Source organism: Microcoleus sp. AR_TQ3_B6 (assembly GCF_036702785.1).
Lineage (GTDB): Bacteria > Cyanobacteriota > Cyanobacteriia > Cyanobacteriales > Microcoleaceae > Microcoleus.
In genome coordinates this window covers 79462-85461 of record NZ_JAUBVJ010000027.1, presented here as the reverse complement: position 1 = coordinate 85461, position 6000 = coordinate 79462, and the positions used below count along the sequence as shown (strand labels likewise).

Below are 6000 nucleotides of genomic sequence, written 5' to 3'. Positions count from 1 at the left end.
AAACAAAACCAGCCACAGAAGCTGCTAATCCCCAGTCAAAAGCACCAGCCACAGAAACAAAACCAGCCACAGAAGCTGCTAATCCCCAGTCAAAAGCACCAGCCACAGAAACAAAACCAGCCACAGAAGCTACTACTGGTCAATCAAAAGCACCAGCCACAGAAACAAAACCAGCCACAGAAGCTACTACTGACCAATCACAAGCACCTGCACCTACTGTTCCTGGAAGAGAAACTCAACAAGTATCCCCGGAAAAAACGCCTCAAACACCTGCTAACACTAATCAACCTAAGCCGGAAACAGGCAATATTGCTGCCGTAAATACTCAAGTACCCGATTTTAACCAAGCAAACGGGGGTACTTCATTGACTGATATGTGGCAACAACAGCAGAATCAGATGAATAATGCTGGTAGCCATGTTGCCCAAAATATCGATTCCAGTCAAGAGCCCAAAGTTGCTTTAGAACAAGCATTACAACAAGCACAACAAAAATTTGCCTCTATTCCCCAACCAGGGACAGATGTACCCAAATCTGAACCCTTACCTCAACCTCAAGTTGAGCAAATTGAAAAACCTGCTACAGAAACTCCTCCCGCTACAGAAACTCCTCAAGTTCAAGATGTTGCTACCAAAGCTCCTCCAGTAGAAGAAAAAACACCAACAGTTACTCCTGTTGAAACTACTCAAGAAGCACCTTCTGAAATAGTTACCGAAACTTCAGAAAAAGCTGAATTACAACCAGTACAAGCCGAAGAAAAAGCACCTGCTGAAACTGCGCCTGGACTTTCAGCAGAAGTTAAAGAAACTGCTGCAGATGAAGCAAAATTAGCTGAACCTCAAGTAACTGAAACTGCTAAGCTTAACGAGCAACAAACAGAACAAAAAGTTGAACAGGATGCTAAACCTGCCGAACAACCAGTTACAGAACAAAACCCTAAAGTTGATATAACGAGATCTGAGATTCAAGTTGAACAAGTAAATGAAGAAAAAGTGAAATCAGGTAACGTTATTCAAGGAGATTTACTTGACAATCCCTTAGAGTGGGTTCAAGGTATTTTAGATGCACTTAAAGGGGATGCTTCTGCTAAGGAAAGTGAATTAAAAAATGATTCCGATGGCAAAAAATCAGAAGTAGATAACGCAGCAAAAGATAAAGGAAATGAATTAACTACTGGTAGCCAAACCAAGGGGAATGAATTAACTACGGGTAGCCAAACTAAAGGAAATGAATTAACTAGTGGTAGCCAAACCAAGGGGAATGAATTAACTACTGGCAGTCAAACTAAAGGAAATGAATTAACTACGGGTAGCCAAACTAAAGGAAATGAATTAACTACGGGTAGCCAAACTAAAGGAAATGAATTAACTACTGGTAGCCAAACCAAGGGGAATGAATTAACTACTGGTAGCCAAACCAAGGGGAATGAATTAACTACTGGCATTCAAACTAAGGGGACTGAGTTAGCTGCTGCTAGCCAAACTAAGGGAACTGAGTTAGCTACTGCTAGCCAAACTAAGGGAACTGAGTTAGCTACTACTACCAAGGATAAAGAGCAGGAGTTAAAAACAGCTAGTGAAATTAAAGGGGCAGAATTACAAACAGATGCTCAAGCTCAAACCCAAGAGCTACAAAATGATGAAGCTAGCTTAAACCAGGAAACAATTGCTCGACAATTAGATGTAGAATATCAAATTACTCAAAAAATCGGTGAGCTTCAAAATAATGCTGTAGGTGCTGTTGGTAAAGTTGAGGAAGGTTGGTCTAATTTAGAAAATCAGGCAAAAACAACCATGTCTTCCTTAGATGGTCAAGCAGGTGAAGTATGCGCTCGCTATCAAGGTAAAGCACAAGAGTTTATTAACAATATTGAAAATTTCCCTAGTAATGCAGCTAAACAATTAGGTCAAGCGTGGGAAAGCCTTAAACAAGAGGCACAAGCAGCATGGACCGAATTCATGCTTAAGGCTAATCCTGTTATCAAAGTTGTTAGCGAAAAATGGAATGAATTTAATAATTGGACGCAAAAAACTGTTTGGAATCCCATTACTGAAAATATTGGAAATGCCACAAAATGGATACAAGAAAAAGTAGGTGTAGCTGGTCAATGGGTTAATGAAAAATGGTCGGCGTTAAGTAGCAAGGCTCAAGTTGGTTGGAATTTTATTCAAGGGAAAGCAGGTCAAGCTCAAGAGTTTGTTTCAGAAAAAGTTAATTCTGCTCGTCAGTGGGTAAGTGGGAAAGCAGAAGAAGCTTGGAATTGGATGGATGAGAAAACAGCAGGTACTAGAGCTTTCATTGGTGAGAAAGTTGATGGCGCTAAGGCTTGGGTAGGTGAGAAGGTTGATGGCGCTAAGGCTTGGGTGGGTGAGAAGGTTGATGGCGCTAAGGCTTGGGTGGGTGAGAAGGTTGATGGCGCTAAGGCTTGGGTGGGTGAGAAGGTTGATGGCGCTAAGGCTTGGGTGGGCGAAAAAGTTAATGGTGCTAAGGCTTGGGTGGGTGAGAAAGTTAATGGTGCTAAGGCTTGGGTGGGTGAGAAAGTTGGCCCTGCGGCTAGTTGGCTGACTGAAAAGGGTAGTTCTTTCATGTCGGCTATTCAGGAAAAGGGCCAAGCTTTTGCTTCTAGCGTGCGAGAAAAAGGGAGTGCTATTCTCCAATGGTTATCGGGGGCAGTTAATTCCGTTATTTCGGGTTTAGAAGGGACGAAAAATTCGGCTGTTTCTGGTTTAAGAGGGGCAGTTAATAGTGGTTCTAGTTTGTTAGACCAGACGAGTCAAAGTGCTGCTAATTTGGTAGAAGAGAAGGGAAATAGTGCTGCTAATTTTGTAGATAGTCAAAGCACTAATGCGGCTAGTTTTGTAGAAGATAAAGGTAATAGTGCTGCTACTGTTATCAATGAACAAAGTACCAATGCTTCTAATTTGCTAGCCGATAAAAATGCTGCTGCTAATTGGGTGGCAGAAAAAGGCAATAGTGCTGCTAATTTGGTGGATAGCCAAAGCACTAATGCTGCTAATTTTGTGGAGAATAAAGGTAATAGTGCTGCTACTGTTATCAATGAGCAAAGTACCAATGCTGCTCATGTGATTGATGAAAAAGGTCATACTGTTTCACAGTGGGTTAACGAAAAAGGAAATCAAGCAGTTGACTCGGTAGATGCAGCCGGGACTTATGCTATTAATTTCATTAAGAATCCTCAAGAAGAAGGACAAAAATTAATTAATAAAGCAGGCGAAGGAATTCAAGATCGATGGGAATGGTTTAAGGAAAATACAGTTAAAAATGCTAATTGGGTACAAGAGAACGTTAACAGGGTATCAGGAAAAGTTAATCAAGATATTATTCAACCTGCTACTGATTGGGTACAACAAGGATGGAATAGGGTTCAAGGCTGGATGGAGTCTACTTTCCCTGGTTTAACTCGTTGTTGGAAAGTTTTTCAGGAATATAGCAGTGTCTTTGCGGGGTATTTGAAACAAAAAGGAGAGATGGTTGCTAAATGGTGGCAAGATTCTTATCCTACTATTAGCGCTTGGGGACATGGTATTTTAGATGTTGTAGGAATAGTTGGAGATGCTATTCCGGTGGTAGGGAATATCGTAGCTGCTGTAGCTGATGTTCTCAATACGGTTTGGTATGCGGCAGAAGGTGACTGGGTTAATGCAGGATTATCAGCTTTTGCGATTATTCCTTATATTGGTACGGCTGCTAAAGGTGGTAAGTATTTTGGTAAGGGTCTTAAATTTGTAGACGATATTGTTAAACTAGCAAGCAAATATGGTGATAATGTTGTCCAGTTATTTAGTAAGTATGGCAGGAAGATAGGTGATTTATTTGTTAAGTATGGTGATGAAGTTATTCAAGCGTTTGCCAAATATGGTGATGAAGCCGTAGAATTATTTTCTAAATATGGCGATAATGCTCTCAAGTGGCTTGGAAAGCAAGGCGACAATGCCTCAAAATTTGGCAAGGAAACATTAGAGAAACTACTGGGACGCGAAGCAAAAGAAGAACTGACAGAGAAAGGACTAAAAGAAGGTTTAGAAAAAGGCTCTAAGGAAACAGGTGAAAAATTTGTTAAAGAAAATGATGCTATCGAAATGCTATCAGATTCAAAAAGAGTAGAACTAGAAGCCCCTGCTCTCAGAAATGCTGATAGTACAGCAAACATTGAACAAGAAGTTGGGGAGGCTGGTTTAAGAGGAGCTGATAATGCCGCAGGAGCAGGACGGGTCGTGGATAAACCTGTTACTGCTAGTCAGGCGGTGAAGATCGGGGATGAAACTCATACCCTGTCAGTTCGTCAGGTAGGTGGTAAGCCAGCTATCTATCTCTGTAGTGATTGCGGCCCTTTGCTTAGTAAAATTGATCAGGGGTTGAACGATCCCAATCTATCCGATGCAGTAAAGCTGCAACTAACAGGACTACGTAAGCAAGTACAAAAGTTTGATGTTTCCTTGGGGAAGGGTAAGTTTTCGGAGGAGGCAATCGAAAGAGAATTACAGTTATTCCATCGAGAGTTAGAAGAAATTAGTGAGAGTACTCTTCCAATAGCAAATAAGTTCCCTGACGAGGCTCTTGACCCTCAAGGTAAGATTTTTGGACAAGTTGAAGTAGTCGATGGGAAAGTTACTTTGAAAGACGGAGGCAAAGTTCCTTCAGAAGTGGATTTTGTAATTACTACAGATAACCGTTTGATCATAGGACGCAAGCACACTACTCTATCAAACCAAGCAGATGTATTAGCCGCTGGACAGATGAAAATTAACGGTCAGGGAAAAATCAAGAGAATAGATAACAAATCTGGTCACTTTCGCCCAACAGTTCAAGAATCTTCTAGAGTTCCAACTTTATTTAGAGAAATGGGTCTTGATATAACTGGTAGCAATATACAGCTATATCGTTTTACGATTGATTCAGATGGAATGGTGGAATATTTAACGAAAGTGATAGATGAATATCTGAACTAATTTTATAGAAGGGTTGAAAAAGATGCTAGAAACTTTAAAAAGAATGTATGATGGGTATGGTTTTGACAAGGTGGTGGGAATATCCTATTTTAATAAATTTCTGGATGAGTTAAGAAGTTATAGGTTTTCAGAGATATTTGCTATTCAAGCTAAAACATATCCCTTGCGCTATGTTTTTGATTTTCTTCTGTCAACTCCTTCTCTCTGGGTTCAGTTATCAGATGTAGAGTGGATCGAGATTATGAATTCTATGAATCCCAGACCATATCCCCTTAAATTGAGCCTCGATAATGGCTATTTTGCAGATATACATTTTCTAGCCAAGTACATTCGAGTTAATTCAATTGAAGTATTTTTGCGTCAGCCTAGCTTTAGCGATTTAGACAAAAATTATATAATTCAGTATTGTCAAAGAGACGTATATTCATTTTTAGTCGATGAAATTGACCTAGAAGATTTGGATGGCGACTACTTTGTGAGCGAAAAAGAGATAAGAAGTGTTCAATCTCGGCTTACTTATGGTGGTATTTTTAGTAATTTCAATTTCAATGAAGATGAATTGATTAATTTTTTGAAAAAACAACATATTTTACTGAATTCACTACAATAATATAGTCTTAATATTTAGCAAAATATGTTAATTTATTTATAAATTAATCATGATAAATATGGAAAACCAATCCGACCAAAACCAAGCCCCAAATCCCGCTAAAACCTTGCAAGAAGAATACCAAGAAGCCTTGTTAAAATCTGGGATTCAAGCAGCTAACTTACTCACCGAGTTAATTGAGTTGAAAATCATGCCCGATGCCCGTGCTAAAGAAATAGCTGATGTCGCTCTGCAAGTAATTAAATTGATTAACTCTGCTCCGAGCGAAATTGTTAACTTTAAGAGAGAAAACGATCGCTCTTAATGGCTAGTTAAAATCAAGTAAATAGGCGATCGCTCACTCATTGGCTCAGTTTTTTGACGGTGCGATCGCCTACTTCCTCACCTGCGCCAACTATGGCATGATGGATACTTACTGGA

3 protein-coding genes are annotated in these 6000 nt (G+C 39.8%); all 3 read left to right on the top strand.

Going from position 1 to position 6000, the window contains the following annotated elements:
* Positions 1-365: 365 nt before the first annotated feature.
* Genes QUB56_RS15475 through QUB56_RS15465 form a run of 3 tightly spaced genes read left to right on the top strand, consistent with a single transcriptional unit; the run spans position 366 to position 5884 of the window.
* On the top strand, positions 366-4970 hold the full coding sequence (locus QUB56_RS15475; RefSeq protein WP_332956223.1) for a hypothetical protein: 4605 nt from the start codon (positions 366-368) through the stop codon (positions 4968-4970).
* Between the two features lie 22 nt (positions 4971-4992).
* Positions 4993-5580 carry a hypothetical protein gene (locus QUB56_RS15470; RefSeq protein WP_332956222.1) on the top strand — a complete coding sequence of 196 codons (588 nt, stop codon included), beginning with the start codon at positions 4993-4995 and terminating at the stop codon, positions 5578-5580.
* Between the two features lie 58 nt (positions 5581-5638).
* Complete coding sequence (locus QUB56_RS15465) at positions 5639-5884, top strand: hypothetical protein (RefSeq protein ID WP_332956220.1); 246 nt, start codon at positions 5639-5641, stop codon at positions 5882-5884.
* Positions 5885-6000 lie beyond the last annotated feature (116 nt).